We start from the raw sequence: 752 nt of genomic DNA on the forward strand, positions 1-752 counted from the left end.
TAATTCTTTAATAGATGTACAATTCTTGTATTCCAGTTCATCCTTCATATGCCCAAAGAAAGTTTCCATAGCAGCATTATCCCAACAGTTCCCCTTACGGGACATGGACTGCTTAAATCCTGCTTTTTTAATAAGCTCACGGAATTTGGGATGAGTATAATGCATCCCTTGATCGGAGTGGAAAATAGCTTCGGGATGAATATTGCCATCCAGACGTTCAAGTAGTCTGTTTAAAGTGAACTCTACCAAAGGCAAAGCTAGGGAAGATGAAAGATAGTGAGCCAGGATCTGTTTCGTTGCTCCATCTTTTACCACTGACAGGTAGGCACATTGTCCGTTTCCATAATGCATATAGGTTATATCAGTGAGCAGTACTTTTTCCGGTTCTTCTTGATTAAACTGACGATTTAGCAGGTTAGGGCATGTTTGGTGTTCTTGTGTTGCTTTCGCCATATTTCGGTATGGTTTCGCTCGGCGAATGGATGCCACGAGCTTGTACTTTCGCATTAATCGACGAATCTTCTTGTGATTCATGATCACGCCGTTTTCACGTTCAAGCTGCATTTTTATCACTCTAAATCCAGCCTTGCCGTGCAGGGCATCAAAGTGCAGCTTAATAAGCGATAAGTCACGTTCATCTGATTCCTCACGTATCTGTCGTGCTTCTTCGCTTCTTAGCCAACGATAATAGCCACTCGCACTGACGCAAGCCACTTTACACAAATAACGTGTCAAACAGCGCAAGCTGTATA

General features: G+C 42.6%; 1 protein-coding gene. It reads right to left on the reverse strand.

From position 1 onward, the window contains the following. Positions 1 to 752: IS3 family transposase (locus LM917_RS24270; protein WP_232700273.1), on the reverse strand; the 752-nt coding region annotated here is incomplete at both ends.

Origin of the sequence: Brevibacillus daliensis (genome assembly GCF_021245735.1) — a bacterium.
GTDB lineage: Bacteria > Bacillota > Bacilli > Brevibacillales > Brevibacillaceae > Brevibacillus_B > Brevibacillus_B daliensis.